This is a genomic window from Nocardia sp. NPDC003482 (assembly GCF_053588115.1).
The window spans coordinates 129,258-144,673 of record NZ_JBSFPI010000005.1; the positions used below are offsets into that span (position 1 = coordinate 129,258).

Genomic DNA, 15,416 nt, shown 5'->3' on the forward strand with positions numbered 1-15,416 from the left:
GAGTCCGCCGTGACCGTCATCGAAGACATCATGGTCCTCGCATCGGACACCCCGCTGCGCAGCGTCGAGCGCGACGAGCACCTGCTGCTCGCGCCGCCGCACCCCAGCGACCTGCCGATCAAACTGTGGCACGACCATCCGCCGCTCGAGGTGGTGCACTATTCGCAGCAGTACCGGGCCCAGCCGTTCGCGCCGCCGCGCGGGGTGTACGAGAACGACCGGATCCGCGTCGAGTGGCAGACCATGGACAATCGGCAGCCGTTCTACCACCGCAACTGCGATGTGGACGAGATCTCCTATCAGATCGCCGGGGAACGCACGCTCATGACCGAACTGGGCGTCATCGAGCACCGGGCCGGGGAGTTCTCCCGCATCCCCCGCGGCGTGGCGCACGACAACTACGGCCGCGGGGAGAGCCATCTGCTGTTCTACATGCCCGCCCCCGTGGCCGAGCTGTCCGCTCCGATCCGCACCTCGCAGCCGACGATGCCGCCGTTCCCCGGCTGGCAACCCGGTGCGGTCAACGAGGCGGTGACCCAGTGCATGGGCACCCCGGGCCACGACATCGCGGTGTTCCCCGCCGACGAGACGTTGCTGTTGAACAGGATTCACGCCGAGGCCGAACGGATGACCGTGCTCGCCGCCGGAACCGCCGGGGACACACCGCTGTACGGCACCGACGAGCTGCGGCTCGGCACCACCACCGTGGTCCCCGGGCCGCGCCGCTATCGGCGCACGCTCGACGCCGACGAGATCCAATACCAGATCAACGGCACCCGCACCCTGCTCACCCAGCGCGGCCTCGTCACCCTGCGGCCCGGCGATTTCGTGCGCATCCCCCTGGGCGTCGCCCACGCCGGTGTCGTCGACGAACCGGCCACCCACATCAGCCTGCTCTCGCACCGGGAGCTGCCGCGGATCGCGGAGACCACCCGCACCGCCGACCCGTACTCTCCCGGCCTGCTGGCCGACCTCACCGTAGGAGACGCCCGATGACCATGCTCGCCGCCCGCGCCCACAGCGCCGCGAAATCGCTTGTGATGGAACAGATCCCGGTTCCCGAGTCCGGGCCGGACGAGGTGCTGGTGCGGGTGGCCTCGGCGGGGCTGGCCCCGGGCATGATGACGCTGCTGGCGCAGGGCGCGTTCAAACACCTCCCCACCACCCTGGGCCACGAGGCCGCCGGAACCGTCGTCGAGGTCGGTCCCAATGTCACCGGCGTCGCCGTCGGCGACCGGGTGCGCGTGCACCCGAACCTGAACTGCCGCAACTGTGTTCACTGCCGCAGCGATCGCGACATGATGTGCGCCCAGCAGGCCATGATCGGCCACGCCGCGTTCAGCAAGGCGCCGCTGCCGTTGTACGAGCGGTATCACGACGGCGGCCTCGCCGAATACGTGCGGGTGCCGCACTGGCTCGTCGACACCCTGCCCGACACCGTCGGCTTCGACATCGCGGCCAAGGTCCACGACCTCGCCAACGCGGTGCGGATCCTCAAACTGGTCGAGCTGGGGATCGGCGCGACCCTGATCGTGACCGCCGCGACCGGCACCATGGGCACCGCGACCATCAAGCTGGCCGAGCACTTCGGCGCGTCCCGGCTCATCCTGGTCGGGCGCAGCGCCGAGCGCCTCGCGGGCGTCGTCCCGCTCGCGGGCGATCTCCCCGTCGAGACCGTCGCGCTCGAGGAACTCCCCGCCGACTGGGAATCCGGCGACGGTCTCACCCGTCGGCTGCGCGAGTTGGTCCCGGAGGGCGCCGACGCGGTCATCGACTACCTGCCGACCGGACCGACGACCGCCCAGGCGATGGGCGCGCTGGCGACCGGTGGCACCCTCGCGCACATGGGCGGAAACTATGCGCCCCTGGGGATTTCGGCCGCCACCATGATGGTGAACTGCTGGCGTCTGATCGGCACCCGGGCCTGCACCCGCAACGACGCGAAGGATGTGCTCACCCTGCTGGGCACCGGCGCGCTCCAGGCCGATGAGCTTGTCACCCAACGGTTTCCGCTCGCCGACACCGTGGCGGCCGTGCACGCGATGCAACAGCGCGACCGGCCCATGTGGATGACCGTCGTCAACCCCTGATCCGGCACCCTGGAAGGAATCGGCAATGCGACTCACCCATTTCGGCCACGCCTGCGTGCTGGCCGAACTGCCCGGCGCCGACAAGGACGTCCGGCTCCTGCTCGACCCCGGCACGTACTCCGGCGATTTCGAGGAGCTGCGCGACCTGGACGCGGTGCTGATCACCCACGCGCATCCCGACCATCTCGACGTCGACCGGCTCCGGCAGCTGCTCGCCGCCAATCCGGACGCGCCCGTCGTCCACGGTCCCGGCGCGGCGGAGCCGTTGCGGGAGTTCGGCGACCGGGCCCGGCTGGTCCGCCCCGGCGCCGACACGACGATCGGCGGGGTCGGGATCCGGGTCACCGGCGGCGCCCACGCCTGCATCCACCCCGACCTCCCCGCCTCCGACAACAACGGATACCTGCTGGGCGAGCAGGTCTTCCACCCCGGCGACGCCTTCGACGTGCCGCCGGTGCGGCCCGATGTCCTGCTGGTTCCGGCGGGCGGTCCGTGGATGAAGGTCGGGGAGGGCATCGACTACCTGCGCACGGTCGCGCCCCGCGTCGCCGTGCCGATCCACCAGGCCGGTCTGGCCGCCGTGCACCAGGGGATGCACCACCACCTGCTGCGCACCCTGGCCCCGGCGGGCACCACGGTCGAGGTGCTCGAACACGCTGTGCCGCACGAACTCTGAGAGGACGCGCATGGATTCCCTCCGGCGATCGGTGGTGCGGGCCAGTCGTGCGCTGGCCGCGGCCGGTCTCGGCGACATGGTCTGGGGCCACGCCTCGGTGCGCGACCCCGACGGCCGCGGCGTGTGGATGAAGGCGTCCGGCTGGGGATTCGAGGAGGTCGAGGCGGATACCGTCGTGCTCGTCTCCCCGGCCGGTGCGGTCCTGGACGGCACCGGCAGACGACACCTCGAATACCCGATCCACACCGAGATCATGGCCCGCCGCGACGATGTCGGCGCCGTCGTCCACACCCACGCCCCCGCCCTGGCGGCCTTCGCGAGCCTGGACCGCGACCTGCTCCCGATCTCCCACGACGCGGTCCCGTTCACCCACCCCCAACTCCCGCGATTCACCGAGACCGGCGCCCTCGTCGCCACCCCCGAACTGGGCCGGTCCCTGGCCCACCGGCTCGGCGACGCCCACGCCGTCCTCATCCCCAACCACGGCGCCGTGACCGCCGGCCCCGATATCGGCACCGCCGTCATGTACGCGGTACTCCTCGAAAGAGCCTGCCGCACACAACTTCTCGCCGCCGCCGCGGGCGGCCCGAGCATCTGGTCCGACGAACCCGAGACCCGATTCAAACAGGATCAGGTCTGGAACCCGACCCAACTCGACGCGGGCTGGCAGTATCTGGTCCGCCGGAGCGCCGATCAGGGGAGGTGAGGGGACGCGCGGCCAGTGCGACGAACAGGTCCAGCGCGGCGGGATCGTCGACGGCGTCCAGGCTGACGGCCTCGGCCGGGTCCATCCCGAGCAGGATGTTCTTGACGGGCACCTCGAGCTTCTTGCCGGTGCGGGTATGCGGGACGGCGTCGACGACGATGATGTCGTCGGGCACATGGCGCGGCGACGCGTGCACGCGGATCGCCCGGCGGATCCGGTCGTCCAGCTCGGGCGACATCGCGGCCGCATCCCGCAGCCGCACGAACAGCGGCATCCAGTAGCCGCCGTCCGCCTGCTCGACGCCGACCACCAGCGCTTCGGCGATCTCGGGCAGCGCCTCCACGGCATCGTAGATCTCGGCGCTGCCGAGGCGCACCCCGCGCCGATTGAGGGTGGCATCGGATCGGCCGTGCACGACGACCGACCCCCGGTCCGTGACGGTCACGCGATCACCGTGCCGCCACACGCCGGGATAGGTCTCGTAATACGTTGCGCGCAAACGGGTTCCGTCCGGGTCGTGCCAGAATGCCACCGGCATCGAGGGATACGGCCTCGTCACCACGAGCTCTCCGGGCGCGCCGATCACCGGCTTCCCGGCTCGATCCCACGCCTGGAGGTCGACACCGAGGCAGACGCCGCTGAGCTCCCCCGGCCAGACGGGGGTGGTGGGCGCGGCGGCGGCGAAACCGCTCACCACATCGGTGCCGCCGGAACTGGAGATGAGCTGGACCTCGGACCCGACGTTCTCGCTCACCCAGAAGTAGCTGACCGGTGCGACCGGGGAGCCGGTGACGCCGAGACCGCGCAGCCGGGACAGATCGCGGCCGCGCCGGGGAATGATGCCGTCCTGCTCGCATTTCCGCAGATACGCGGGGCTGGTGCCGAAGACGTGCACGCCCTCGGCCGCCACGATGTCCCACAGGCGCGCGGTGTCCGGACAGGTGGCGGCACCGTCGTAGACGACCGTCGTCGCGCCGGTCAGCAGGGCCGACACCACGATGTTCCACATCATCCAATTGGTCGTGGTGTACCAGAGGAACCGGTCGCCGGGGCCGAGGTCGAGATGCAGCCCCAGATAGGACAGGTGGGCCAGGACGACGCCGCCGTGCGCGTGCACGATTCCCTTCGGACGCCCGGTGGTGCCGGAGGTGAACAGCACCCACAGCGGGTGGTCGAAGGGGACCTGTTCGAATTGCGGCTGCGCGGCGCGGTCGGCGACGGCGGTGGTCCAGGTCAGTCGCGAACGCTCGGTCTCCCAGTCGATCTCGCCCACGCCGACATGGGCGATCGCGATGGTCGCGCGGAGCGTGGGCAGCGCGCGATCCAGGGCCGCGACCTCTCCCCGGCGGTCGAACAGTCGACCGTTGTACTGATATCCGTCGGCGGCAAGCAGCACAACGGGTTCCAGTTGTCCCAGGCGGTCGGCGGCCGCGCGGGCACCGTAGTCCTGTCCGCACTGCGACCAGACCGCGCCGATCGCGGTGGCGGCGAGCATCCCGATCACGGCCGGGGCGCCGGGCTGCACATAGCCCACGACCCGGTCCCCGGGGCGCACGCCCAGGCGGCGCAGTGTGGCGGCGAGCGCGGCGACACGCTGCCGTAGTTCGGGCCAGCCCATCACCGTGCGGTGGCCGTCCTCCCGCAGACAGATCAGCGCGGGCCGGTTCTCCTCGGTCTCCTCGGTGCGCGGTCGCAGCACATGTTCGGCGTAGTTCACCGATGCCCCGTCGAACCAGACGGCCTCCGGCATGGTCGGGGCCCGCAGGACCGTGCGATACGGCGTCGGCGAGGACACCTCGAAGAAGGTCCACACCGCCTCCCAGAAGTCCTCGAGATGATCCACCGACCACCGCCACAGCGCTCGGTAATCCAACGGATCACGCAGGGGCGCACGATGTTTCGTCGCGGCGTGGCGGACGAGTCGGGCGATGGCGGAATGCCGGGCCCGCTCCGGATCGGGGACCCACACGGGCGTCGGAGCGTCGGAGGGCGTGGTCATCGGGTCGCCGCCCCGTCCGCGCGCAGTTCGGTCACCGTCTCGTCGATCCAGTCGCAGATGAAGTCGCGAACCACGGGGAGGTTGTCGATACTGCAATGCTCCACCCCCCCGGTGCGATCGGTGAAGACCTCGAGCCGACGTTTGGGGCTCGCGCGCAGATCGTCGTAGAGCAGGTGGGCATAGCGCAGCGAGATCTGCCGATCGTGTTCGCCGTGGACCACCAGGAACGGCACCCGAATGTGCTCCGCCACACCGCGCAGCGTGATTCGCGGTGCGAGCGCGAGGAATTCGTCCATATCGGCGGCGCCCCAGACCCAACGCACGTGGTCCCAATAGTGCGGTACCGGCCGCTCGCCGACGCGGCGCAGCCTGTCCAACTGCACCTGACCCCAGTCGTAGTTCGCGCCCCACGCCACACCGAAGCGGATGCGCGGCTCGAACGCGGTGGCTCGCGGCCCGTAGTACCCGCCGAGCGACCACGCCAGCAGACCGATCATCCCGGCGTCGACATCGTCGCGGGTTTCCAGGTAGTCCACGCACGCCGCGGCCCACCGCTCGGTGTCGACGGTCGCGGTCAGGCCCCGCAGCCGCAGCGCCTCGCCGGAACCGGGATTGTCCACGATGAGCGTGGAGATGCCCCGCCGCCGCAATTCCTGCGCGGTTCCGGTGCCGTAGAACTGTTCCTTCATACTGTCCAGGCCGTTGAAGAAGACCACCACCGGCGCCCGCGAGCCGGTGTCGGCGCGATGGAAGATGGCCGGAAACGCGGTGTCCCCGAACGGGATATCGATGCGCTCGGCCGGTTGCCGGGTGAAGTCGAGGTATTTGGCGAAGCTGTCCAGCCCCTGGCGATAGGCCCGTTGCCGAGGCGCGTAGGTCCGGGCTTGCATGCGTTCGGCCGTCAGGTAGTAGACCGCCGCGCGCAGATGCTTCTCGCCCGCGCTGTGGCACCGGCCGTTCCGCTCGTCGTCGGCCGCGAGTTCGACCAAAGAGTTCGCCAGGGCGCACCATTCGGCGAAGAAGGCGCGCGTGGCGTCGTCCTCGCTGTCGAAGTCGCGGTGATACAGCGGACGCGAGGCGCGGTCGACCTCGCCGATCAATCCTCCGGTGGCCAGGGCCAGACCGACGGAGAGGTTCCAGGTATAGCGGCCGACAAACGGTTCGAACATGATTCGTTACCACCCTGTTTCGAGTCGAGGACGTGCTTACTTGAGCGCCAGCGCGCTGACCGGCGCCCCGGTCGCGCCGGTCAGCGGCAGCGGGGAGGCGACGAACAGGAACCGGTAGCGGCCGTCGGCGGCGCAGTGATCGGCCAGCGCGTCCAGGTCGAACATCTCCCCGAACGCGAGTCCGCCGTGGACCAAGGAGACCACGTGCAGCGGTTGGAACACCCGTATCTCGTTGGGCCGCACCTCCACTCCCCAGGTATCGGTCGCGACGGCGCAGACGCCGTGACGATGCAGCCAGGGCGCGGTGTGCAGGGACAGGCCGGGTGCGGGCCCACCGGCGTAGTCGCCCCACTCACCGCGGCGCGCGGCCATGAATCCGGTGCGAACCAACAACGCGTCGCCCGGCGCGATCTCGATATCGTGCGCGGCCAGGGCGGCGTCGAGATCGTCGGGTTCGATGGCGTGCCCGGGTTCCAGTGCCGCCACCCCGAGATGCGCGGGCATATCGACGAGGATGCCGCGGGTGACGATGCGGCCGGTCATGTTCTCGATCCCGTTCGTCGCCGATCCGGCCGAGCTGACATCGCTGGCGGGGCGGCCGTTCCACATCCTGCCCTCCCAGAAGATGTGCGACAGCGCGTCCCATTGGGTGCCGCATTGTGTGGGCATCACCAGCACGTCGTCGGCGAAGCCGAAGCCCCGTGCCGGTCCGAATCCGCCGGGCAGCGGATCCTGCTTTCCCGCGACGTGGTCCACGCCCGTCGCGGTCGTGAACAGTCGCGGATTGGCGCGAAACGAACCCGTCTGCGGTCCGAACTCGTCGTAGGGCAGCGTCAGCGAGATCGATTCGCCCCGAACGACTTCGGCGGCCGCGCGGCGGATCTCCGCGGGCCCGATCAGGTTCAGGGCCCCGATCTGGTCGTCCGGTCCCCATCGGCCCCAGTTGGAACATTCGTCGATGTAGGCGCGGAGCAGGGTCATGTCGTCGTCGGGCTCGGCCGCGGGAGATATCGTCATGGTCTCGTCTTCCGGATCGTTCAGTACGGGCCCGCGAGGATTTCGAACGCCTCGCCGGTGAGCCGCCGTTGTTCGTCGTCGGGGGTGTGCGGCAGGATCTGCCAGGCGGCGAGCCGCACCGACGTTTCCACCACGTACCGGCAGCGATCGAAGCGGCGCTTCGAAAACGCTTGTAGCGCATCGGGTATCGTCGGCGCCGCGGCCAGTTCCGCGCCGAGCGCCAGCCCGTCCTCGAGGCACATCGCGGCTCCGGCCGCCAGCTGCGGGGTCGTCGCGTGCGCGGCGTCCCCGATGAGCACCGTGCGACCGGAGAACCAGGGGGCGGGCGCCACTATCGTCTCCAGCGGTGCGTAGTGCACCTGCGCCGGATCGGTGATCAGCTCCCGCGCCCGGGCGACCGTTCCGCCGAAGTCCGCCAGCAGCGCGCGCAGCAGCGACGGCAGTTCCTCCGGCGCCGGACGGGTCGTATCGCCCACGGGCGCACAGCAATACAGGTACATGCTGTCGAGACCCGTCGGGGTGAATCCGACGTGCCGCTGCGGCACTCCGTGGTACTGGACCTCCTGGTCGATGTCGTCGAGCCGGGGCAGGACCGCGCGCACGCACACCTGATTCCGGAACGTCGGTGTCAGCTCGCCGAAGATCGATCCGCGAACCGTCGACCGCAGTCCGTCCGCGGCCACCACCAGGTCGTACTCGCGTTCGGTGCCGTCGTCGAAGCGGACCACCGCGCGGTCGGGTCGATCGGCAATCGCGAAGGGGGACAGGCCGGTACGGATGTCGGCGCCCGCGGCGACGGCGTGATCGAGGAGGATGCGATGCAGGTCCGGGCGCGTCATACCGAGCAGGCCGGGAAGTCCGGGCCCGCACACCGGCAGCGGTGAATCGGCGATCGGGGAGCCGTCGGGAGCGCGGACGCGGAATTCGGTGCTTCCGTATCCGCGGGCCAGGCATTCGTTGAGCACGCCCAGTTCGGCCAAGGCCCGCAATGCCGGTCCGATCAGGGTGATACCGCTGCCCAGCGCCGCCACGCGGGGCTGCCGTTCGACCAGGTCGACGGTCGCGCCCTGCCGCGCGAGCACCAGGGACGCCGCCAATCCGCTGATGCCGCCGCCGATGATGAGAACTTCAGTCATGTCATGTCTTTCAGCGAAGGGAACTCACACCGGTGCCGGGGTCCACAGCCCCCGGTCGGGCTCGTTGAGCATCGCGGGCACCATCCGCTCCCGCATGGATCCGGCCGTACCCCACTGATCGGCCTGCTCGGGGTCGGTGGTGTACACATGCGGTTCCCACGCGTCGTCGTCGGGGATCTGCTGCAACTCGGTGGTGTACTCCACGACATTGCCGGTGGGATCGGTGAAATAGGTGAAGGTGTTGTCGCCCGCGCTGTGCCGCCCCGGCCCCCACAGCGGTGTGTGGCCGGATCGGATGAGTCGTCCTGTCCCGCGCATGAATTCGTCGATGCCGCGCATCTCGAACGACACGTGATTGAGCGAGACGTGCGGCCCCCGCCCGATGGCGATGATGTGGTGGTCGGTACGCACCCGCAGGAAGCACATCGCGTCCTCGAGCCAGTCCGACAACCGGAAACCGAGATGCCGCTCGTAGAAGTCCTTGGTGGCCAACACATTCGGTGAATTGATCACCACGTGACTGAGTTTGCGCGGTATCGACTCGCGCGGTTCCAGCGCGCGGGCCGCGCGCGGGGCGACCTCGCTCGACACCTCGACCAGCCGGCCGTCGGGGTCGAAGAACCGGAACCCGTAGCCGCCGCCCGGGGTGTCCAGCGCTCGCGGCTCCCGGTCCAGCCGGACCCCCGCGCTCGCCAGGCGCTGCGCGAGGGCGTCGACGTCGGCGGCGGTGTCGACCGCGAACGCGATCAGATCCAGCCGTTTGTCGGAGCTCTCGCGCACCCGCAGGATGTACTGCTCCGGATGGGCCGGGGTGGCGAAGAAGGCGATGTCACCGTCCTCGGCCACCACCTCCAGACCCCACAGGGTGCGATAGAAGTCGACGGTGCGACGGAAGTCGGGGACCGCGAGACCGACATGGCGGACCCGGGTGATGGGAGATCGTGGCGTGGTCATGGAAGGGACGGTAGTGAGCCAGACCACTATCCTGTTAGCGATGGAATTCGATGCCAGCCATCACCGAGAGTGATAGTCGGTCTCCGGCCGTCAGGCCAGTGTCGCGGCGGCCGCGGCGATGCGGTCCCGCAGCCAGCGATGTGCGGGATCGGAATCCGCGCGCGGCGCCCAGAACATGGCCTCGGTGATCGGGTCGAGCGCGAAAGGCGGCTCCACCCAACGGATTCCGGCACTGTCGGCGAAATGCCGTACCAGCCGCAGGAACACCAAGGCGAAGAAGCGGGTGCCCCGCAGGATCAGCGGCAGCACGACGAAACTCTGCGTGGCCACCTCGACATCGCGGCGCACACCCCGGGCCGTCAACTGGCGTTCGGGCGCCGACGGGATCGGACCGACGTGGTAGGCGACGTAGGGCAGCGACCGGAACTGCTCGCCGGTCATGTGATCGGTGACGTCGGGGTGGTCGCGGTCGATCGCGCAGACGAACCGATCGGTGAGCAACGGCTCCGAGCGCAGACGCGCGGAGGAGAGGATCAGTTCGCGCGGCAGGATCAGCAGATCGATCTCCGAACGCAACACCATCTCCTCGTAACCCGGCACATGCGGCACGATGTTGATCTGCACGTTCGGCGCTTCCACCGCCAACTCGTCGAGCACCCGGCTCAACACCAACACCAACATGTAATCGCTGGCCATGATGGTGAAGGTGCGGCGGTCGTGCCGCGGATCGAAGCGCCGCCGCGATTCGATGACCGACTCGACGCGCTCCAACGCCTCCCGGATCGGCACGATCAGATCCTCCGCGACCGTGGTCGGCACCAGCGCGCGCCCCTGACGGACGAGCAGCGGATCGTCGAAGAACTTGCGCAGCTTGGCCAGCGACGCGCTCATCGCCGGTTGCCCCACCGACAACCGCTCCGCGGCGCGGGTGACGCTCCGCTCGGTGATCAGCGCGTCGAAGGCCACCAGCAGGTTCAGATCCAGGCGCAGCAGGTCCCGGTGGCCGTCGCGAGGTCGCATGGCCTCGGGAGTCTAAACCCGGTCACCGTTCACCAGGGCACGGTTCCCGCGTCGTCGAAGAAGCCGCCGGTCGGACCGTCGTCCGGGAGCGTCGCGAGGCGGATCGCGATGGCCGCGCCCTGTTCGGGGGTGCGGTGGCCGCGGAAGCCGTTGAGATCGGTGGCCGTGAAGCCGGGGCAGCCGCAGTTGATCAGGATGTCGGTGTCGCGCAGTTCCTTCGCGTACTGGATGGTGACGGCGTTGAGGAAGGTTTTCGACGCCGAGTAGGCGGCCGAGATGGGGCCGGTCTCGGCGCCGGGGGTGGTCTGCCGGGTGAGGGAGCCGACGGTGCTGGACATGTTCACGATGCGCGGTGCGGCCGAGGCGCGCAGCAGGGGCAGCATGGCGTTGGTGACGCGCAGGACGCCGATCACATTGGTCTCCACGACATCTCGCACGGTCGCGGGATCGACCGCGGTGGGCTCCTGCGGCATACCGCCGGTGATGGCGGCATTGTTGACCAGAACGTCGAGGCCACCGACGTGGTCGGCGAGCAGATCGGCCGCGGCGGCCACGCTCGCGTCGTCGGTGACGTCGAGCGGGACGCCGAACGCGTCGACTCCGGCCGCGCGCAGCTTCTCCACCGCGGTGTCGCGGCGGCGCGAATCCCGCGCGCCCACACCGACTTTCCAGCCGAGGGCGCCGAGGCCCGCGGCGATCTCGTATCCGATTCCCTTGTTGGCGCCGGTCACCAGCGCGATCGTCTGTGTACTCATACCGTCGATCCTGTTCGGCCGCGGGCGGCGCGTCCAAGACCGAGTGGGTGCGCGGCGATACCGGGCGGGTATCGGTCGCGGTCAGGGCCGGATACGATGGCAGGGTGGAGACGCGGGAGTTGCGCTACTTCGTCGCCGTCGCCGAGGAGTTGCACTTCGGCCGGGCGGCGCGGCGACTCGCGATGGCGCAACCACCGCTGTCGCGGGCCATCCAGCAACTCGAGCGGCGGCTCGGAGTGGTGTTGCTGCACCGTGATTCGCGCGGGATCGCCCTGACCGAGGCGGGGGCGGTGTTGCTGCGCGAGGCGCGGGCCGCCCTCGACGCGGTCGACGCCGCGGAGCGCCGCACCCGGCGCGCCGCGGCCGATCGGCCCGGCGTGGTGCTGGCCACGAAGGCCGGAGCGTCCAGCGAACTGCTGTCGAAGCTGCTCGACGCCTACGCCGCCGAACCGGGCGCCGTCCCGGTCGAGGTGACGCTGTGCGGCCCCGGCGAACAGGAACGACTCCTGCGCGACGGTCGCGCCGACGTCGCCCTGCTGCACCGGCCCTTCGACTCGACGGTCGGATTCGACAGCGAGGACCTGCACACCGAACAGCAGGTCCTGGTCCTGCCCGCGGGCCACCCCCTCGCGACCCGGACCCACATCTCCTCGGCCGAGATCGCCGAGCTGACCGACCTGCCGCTGCCGCGCTGGCCGCTACCCGACGGCGGCTATCCGGACGGTCCCGGCCCGCAGGTTCGCGATCACACCCAGCTGACCCAGCTGATCGCGCTCGGGCGGACCTGCGCGGTCATGCCCGAGTCCGTCCGCACCCACCTGGGCGACCAGCACGCCGTCGTGCCGGTGCCGGACGCGCCCGCGGTCACCACCGTCATCGCCTGGCCGCCGCACAGCAGATCCCACGCCGTCGCCGACCTCGTCCGCACCGCGACCCGGCTCTGATCGAGTTCGCTCCGCGCGCCCGTCGCGCCGGTCATTCCCGTCGGGATCTGGGCAGTCCCAACCGCGCGCAGGCCAGCAACGCCACCTCGAGGTCGAGCCGCCGTTCGATGAGCGAATGTCCCAGCAGCTCTTCGACTTTGCGCACGCGGTAGTGCACGGTGTTCTTGTGCACGTGCAGGCGCGCGGCGGCATCGGTGTAGCTGCCCCGGGTGTCGAGGAAGGCCCGGACGGTCTCGCGCAGCCGGGCGACGGATTCGTCGCCGCCCATCAGCGCGCCCAGGACGCGCCCGGCCCACGCCTCCACCTCGGGAAGATGGTCGGCGAACAACGCGGCGAGCGCCACGTCCGAATAGACCGTCACCCCGCCCCCGCGCGCGGCCAGCGCAACGGATCGGGCGGCCTGGGCGTCGCGGAAGGTCCGCCGGAAGCCCTCCAGCCCGGGGGCCGGATCACCCACGGCCACAGCAAGATTGGGGTGCGCGGCCAGCTCCCGGTCCAAGCGCGGGATGTCCCAGGGCGGGCGTCCCGCCGAGGCGATCCACACCCATCGGGTGTGGTCGTCGACCTCGACGGTCATCGGCGTCCTGCCGGTCGCCGCGGCGACCAGCGCGGTCCCCGTGCGGAGTAGCGCGGCGGGATCGCGCGTGCCGGGCGCGGCCCACAACACGGCGAACTGATGCCATCCCCGCAGCGAGGCCGACAGCATCTGCTCGGCCGAGGCCAGATCCAGATCCTCGGTCTCGAGCACCGCCCGCACTTGCGCCGCGCGGGTCGCCTCGGTGCGCGCGTCCCACCGCTGGCGTTCGCTCGCGTAGATGTCGATCAGACCCTCGATCACCCGATCGATGTATCCGTTGACCGTTTCCGCGACGCGGGCGGCGGTGGCGAGGGCGATGTCGGTCGGCGGGTTCACCTCGCCCAGCGCGGTCAGGACCCACTGCCCGAACATGTGCTCGCCGAGCCGGTAGGCGCGCAACAACGCCTCCAGCGACAGGTCGTGTTGGGCGAAGCGGCGGGCGTACTCGGCGGCGGCCGGCGGCACCGCGAGGTCGTCGAGGCCGATGGCCAGGGTGAGCATGTCCAGCATGGCCGCGAGGTTGGACTCGGTGCTGGCCACCATCAGCCTGCGAATCTCGTCGTCGTGCCGGAACTCGGGGATGACCTCGACGAACATCGACGTCATGGTGGGCGTGAGCCGCTCCAGGTCGGCCTTGATCCGACCCGCCACCTCGCGCACGAGAAGATCGCTGTCATGGGCCATGGCCGCTGACAGTACCCCCGCCCCTGCCGTGGCAGTGGCCCCATTGTCCGTCAGACACAAGGAGCCACCCGTGGTCGTGGCGCCTTGTGCCGAGGGCACAAGGCGGCCGGACAACGCTGGGCCACGAGCCCGTAGTCCACGCCTGGCCACCGGCCTACCTTCTGATATGTAACCCATGTCACAGTCGAAACCGGTGAGGAATCATGCGCCACATCGCCGAATTGCCCGACGCCAGAGCGGATTTCGCGCCGGGGGCACCGATCCTCGCCGACGACGCGACCGCCCTGACCGCCGCGGAGTTCCGGGTGCGGGTGCGGCTCGCCGCCGCGGCCCTGCATCGGGCCGGGGTGCGGCCCGGGGATGTCGTCGCCGTCGTGCTGCCCAATCGGGTGGAGCTGGTGGTCGCGCTGTTCGCCGCCTGGCGGCTCGGCGCGGCCGTCACCCCGGTGAACCCCGGCCTCGTCGGCGACGAAATCGGTTACCAGATCGCCGATTCCGGGGCGACCGTGGTGGTGGGCGAGCCGGGCGAGACCGGGGTGACCCTCGACGTCGCGGACCTCGCGCGGCCGACCGAACCGGTCGCCGCTGCCCCCGCCGACGGTCCGGCGCTGATCATCTACACCAGCGGCACCACGGGCCGCCCGAAGGGCGTGGTGCTCGAGCACGCCAACCTCACCGCCATGTGCGCCATGATCATCGAGGCGCTCGGCCTGGACGAGACCGACCACAGCCTGCTGGTGCTGCCGCTGTTCCACGTGAACGGCATTGTGGTGAGCGTCCTTTCGCCGCTGCTGGCGGGCGGGCGCACCACGATCGCGGCGAAGTTCTCCGCGACCACGTTCCTCGCCGCCGTCGAGCGGATCCGCCCGACCTACTTCTCCGCGGTGCCCGCCATCTACGCCATGCTGGTGGCCCAGCCCGAGACGCGCCGACCGGACCTGTCCTCGCTGCGCCGGGTGATCTGCGGCGCGGCCCCGATGCCCGCCGAACTCATCCGGCGGTTCGAGGACCGCTTCGGCGTGCCGATCGTGGAGGGTTACGGCCTCTCGGAGGGCACCTGCGCGTCCACGCTCAACCCCGTGGCGGGACCGCGCAAGCCGGGCACCGTCGGTCCGCCGCTGCCCGGCCAGACCGTCGCGATCATGGATCCGGACGGAAACCTGTTGGGCGCGGGCGAATCCGGTGAGGTCGTGGTCCGCGGCCCGAATGTCATGCGCGGCTACCTCGGCAACCCGGAGGCGACCGCGCGAACCATCGTGGACGGCTGGCTGCACACCGGCGACGTCGGCCGGTTCGACGAGGACGGCTATCTGATCCTCGTGGACCGGATCAAGGACATGATCATCCGCGGCGGCGAGAACCTCTACCCCAAGGAGATCGAGAACGCCCTCTACCGGCACCCGGCGGTCCACGAGGCCGCGGTGGTCGGGGTGCCCGATCCGGTGCTGGGCGAGGTGCCCGTGGCCCATGTGGTGATCGCGCCGGAGGCCGTGGTGACCGAGGACGAGCTGATCCGGCACTGCCGCGCGGTGCTCGCGCCGTTCAAGGTGCCCGCCGCGATCGTGCGCACCGCGGAGCTGCCGCGCAATCCGGTCGGCAAGATCGACAAGAAACGACTGCGGGCGCTGGCCGTCCAGGGCTGAAAAGCGCTGTCCCGCACACCATTCGAACGAAAGACGACTTTCGGTC

14 protein-coding genes are annotated in these 15,416 nt (G+C 70.2%); 6 read left to right on the forward strand and 8 right to left on the reverse strand.

What is annotated here, in order from left to right; all coding sequences use genetic code 11:
* The first annotated feature begins 9 nt into the window (after window positions 1–9).
* Genes ACWDSJ_RS09720 through ACWDSJ_RS09735 form a run of 4 tightly spaced genes read left to right on the forward strand, consistent with a single transcriptional unit; the run spans window position 10 to window position 3,472 of the window.
* Entirely contained in the window at window positions 10–996 is a 987-nt protein-coding gene (locus ACWDSJ_RS09720; protein WP_450030652.1) for a hypothetical protein, read from the forward strand.
* The gene (locus ACWDSJ_RS09725; protein WP_450030654.1) at window positions 993–2,090 is read left to right on the forward strand and encodes an alcohol dehydrogenase catalytic domain-containing protein; all 1,098 of its coding nucleotides are present in this window, start codon (window positions 993–995) and stop codon (window positions 2,088–2,090) included. The genes ACWDSJ_RS09720 and ACWDSJ_RS09725 overlap by 4 nt, the downstream gene beginning before the upstream one ends.
* A 25-nt stretch (window positions 2,091–2,115) precedes the next feature.
* On the forward strand, window positions 2,116–2,766 hold the full coding sequence (locus ACWDSJ_RS09730; protein ID WP_450030656.1) for an MBL fold metallo-hydrolase: 651 nt from the start codon (window positions 2,116–2,118) through the stop codon (window positions 2,764–2,766).
* 10 nt (window positions 2,767–2,776) lie between these two features.
* Entirely contained in the window at window positions 2,777–3,472 is a 696-nt protein-coding gene (locus ACWDSJ_RS09735) for a class II aldolase/adducin family protein (RefSeq protein WP_450030658.1), read from the forward strand.
* Here the strand turns inward: ACWDSJ_RS09735 and ACWDSJ_RS09740 are convergent.
* The 7 genes from ACWDSJ_RS09740 to ACWDSJ_RS09770 form a co-directional block, all read right to left on the reverse strand.
* Window positions 3,387–5,471: an acetoacetate--CoA ligase gene (locus ACWDSJ_RS09740; protein WP_450030660.1), complete on the reverse strand. Its 2,085-nt coding sequence runs from the start codon at window positions 5,469–5,471 to the stop codon at window positions 3,387–3,389. The genes ACWDSJ_RS09735 and ACWDSJ_RS09740 overlap by 86 nt on opposite strands.
* Window positions 5,468–6,640: an alpha/beta hydrolase family protein gene (locus ACWDSJ_RS09745; RefSeq protein ID WP_450030661.1), complete on the reverse strand. Its 1,173-nt coding sequence runs from the start codon at window positions 6,638–6,640 to the stop codon at window positions 5,468–5,470. The genes ACWDSJ_RS09740 and ACWDSJ_RS09745 overlap by 4 nt, the downstream gene beginning before the upstream one ends.
* Window positions 6,641–6,676: 36 nt before the next feature.
* Window positions 6,677–7,657 carry a cyclase family protein gene (locus ACWDSJ_RS09750; protein ID WP_450030663.1) on the reverse strand — a complete coding sequence of 327 codons (981 nt, stop codon included), beginning with the start codon at window positions 7,655–7,657 and terminating at the stop codon, window positions 6,677–6,679.
* Between the two features lie 20 nt (window positions 7,658–7,677).
* Window positions 7,678–8,793 (reverse strand): FAD-dependent oxidoreductase, encoded by a 1,116-nt coding sequence (locus ACWDSJ_RS09755; protein WP_450030665.1) that lies wholly within the window; start codon window positions 8,791–8,793, stop codon window positions 7,678–7,680.
* A gap of 24 nt (window positions 8,794–8,817) precedes the next feature.
* Window positions 8,818–9,747 (reverse strand): VOC family protein, encoded by a 930-nt coding sequence (locus tag ACWDSJ_RS09760; protein ID WP_450030667.1) that lies wholly within the window; start codon window positions 9,745–9,747, stop codon window positions 8,818–8,820.
* Window positions 9,748–9,837: 90 nt separating this feature from the next.
* The gene (locus ACWDSJ_RS09765) at window positions 9,838–10,767 is read right to left on the reverse strand and encodes a LysR family transcriptional regulator (protein WP_450030669.1); all 930 of its coding nucleotides are present in this window, start codon (window positions 10,765–10,767) and stop codon (window positions 9,838–9,840) included.
* A 29-nt stretch (window positions 10,768–10,796) separates the two neighbouring features.
* Entirely contained in the window at window positions 10,797–11,522 is a 726-nt protein-coding gene (locus ACWDSJ_RS09770) for an SDR family NAD(P)-dependent oxidoreductase (protein WP_450030671.1), read from the reverse strand.
* Between the two features lie 104 nt (window positions 11,523–11,626).
* Here ACWDSJ_RS09770 and ACWDSJ_RS09775 point away from each other — a divergent pair, with 104 nt between their 5' ends.
* The gene (locus ACWDSJ_RS09775) at window positions 11,627–12,466 is read left to right on the forward strand and encodes a LysR family transcriptional regulator (RefSeq protein ID WP_450030673.1); all 840 of its coding nucleotides are present in this window, start codon (window positions 11,627–11,629) and stop codon (window positions 12,464–12,466) included.
* 31 nt (window positions 12,467–12,497) lie between these two features.
* Here ACWDSJ_RS09775 and ACWDSJ_RS09780 read toward each other — a convergent pair whose 3' ends face one another.
* Window positions 12,498–13,727 carry a PucR family transcriptional regulator gene (locus ACWDSJ_RS09780; RefSeq protein ID WP_450030675.1) on the reverse strand — a complete coding sequence of 410 codons (1,230 nt, stop codon included), beginning with the start codon at window positions 13,725–13,727 and terminating at the stop codon, window positions 12,498–12,500.
* 203 nt (window positions 13,728–13,930) lie between these two features.
* Between ACWDSJ_RS09780 and ACWDSJ_RS09785 the strand changes: the two genes are divergently transcribed.
* Entirely contained in the window at window positions 13,931–15,370 is a 1,440-nt protein-coding gene (locus ACWDSJ_RS09785) for a class I adenylate-forming enzyme family protein (RefSeq protein WP_450030677.1), read from the forward strand.
* The last annotated feature ends 46 nt before the right edge of the window (window positions 15,371–15,416 follow it).

What these genes read in the sequence shown, in the direction of transcription:
- ACWDSJ_RS09725 (WP_450030654.1), top strand. Translation starts at nt 993, where the DNA reads ATGACCATGCTCGCCGCCCGCGCCCACAGCGCCGCGAAATCGCTTGTG.
- ACWDSJ_RS09730 (WP_450030656.1), top strand. Translation starts at nt 2,116, where the DNA reads ATGCGACTCACCCATTTCGGCCACGCCTGCGTGCTGGCCGAACTGCCC.
- ACWDSJ_RS09735 (WP_450030658.1), top strand. Translation starts at nt 2,777, where the DNA reads ATGGATTCCCTCCGGCGATCGGTGGTGCGGGCCAGTCGTGCGCTGGCC.
- ACWDSJ_RS09740 (WP_450030660.1), bottom strand. Translation starts at nt 5,471, where the DNA reads ATGACCACGCCCTCCGACGCTCCGACGCCCGTGTGGGTCCCCGATCCG.
- ACWDSJ_RS09745 (WP_450030661.1), bottom strand. Translation starts at nt 6,640, where the DNA reads ATGTTCGAACCGTTTGTCGGCCGCTATACCTGGAACCTCTCCGTCGGT.
- ACWDSJ_RS09750 (WP_450030663.1), bottom strand. Translation starts at nt 7,657, where the DNA reads ATGACGATATCTCCCGCGGCCGAGCCCGACGACGACATGACCCTGCTC.
- ACWDSJ_RS09755 (WP_450030665.1), bottom strand. Translation starts at nt 8,793, where the DNA reads ATGACTGAAGTTCTCATCATCGGCGGCGGCATCAGCGGATTGGCGGCG.
- ACWDSJ_RS09760 (WP_450030667.1), bottom strand. Translation starts at nt 9,747, where the DNA reads ATGACCACGCCACGATCTCCCATCACCCGGGTCCGCCATGTCGGTCTC.
- ACWDSJ_RS09765 (WP_450030669.1), bottom strand. Translation starts at nt 10,767, where the DNA reads ATGCGACCTCGCGACGGCCACCGGGACCTGCTGCGCCTGGATCTGAAC.
- ACWDSJ_RS09770 (WP_450030671.1), bottom strand. Translation starts at nt 11,522, where the DNA reads ATGAGTACACAGACGATCGCGCTGGTGACCGGCGCCAACAAGGGAATC.
- ACWDSJ_RS09780 (WP_450030675.1), bottom strand. Translation starts at nt 13,727, where the DNA reads ATGGCCCATGACAGCGATCTTCTCGTGCGCGAGGTGGCGGGTCGGATC.
- ACWDSJ_RS09785 (WP_450030677.1), top strand. Translation starts at nt 13,931, where the DNA reads ATGCGCCACATCGCCGAATTGCCCGACGCCAGAGCGGATTTCGCGCCG.